Annotated in this window: 1 protein-coding gene; it reads right to left on the reverse strand. The window is 59.0% G+C overall.

Features of this window, described 5'->3' with window-relative positions; translation table 11 throughout:
* On the reverse strand, window positions 1–227 hold a 227-nt coding region (locus ACPW96_RS23360; protein ID WP_425886141.1), incomplete at both ends, for an integrase core domain-containing protein.

The following is a 227-nucleotide window of genomic DNA, read 5'->3' on the forward strand; positions in this document are numbered from 1 at the left end:
GCTTGGCCGCCGATGCCGGTGTGGGGTCTGTGGTGATTGTAGTGATGGATCCAGTCTTGATAGGTCGCTTCTCGAGCTTGCTCGCTGTCGTAGATGGCTGCGTATGCCCATTCGGTGGCGAGGGTGCGGTTGAATCGCTCGACCTTGCCATTGGTTTGCGGGCGATACGGCTTGGTCCACTTGTGCTTGATGTCACCGAGAGCGTCCGCGAACGCGTGTGATCGGTA

The organism is Micromonospora sp. DT81.3 (assembly GCF_049847225.1).
Classification (GTDB): domain Bacteria; phylum Actinomycetota; class Actinomycetes; order Actinomycetales; family Microbacteriaceae; genus Microbacterium.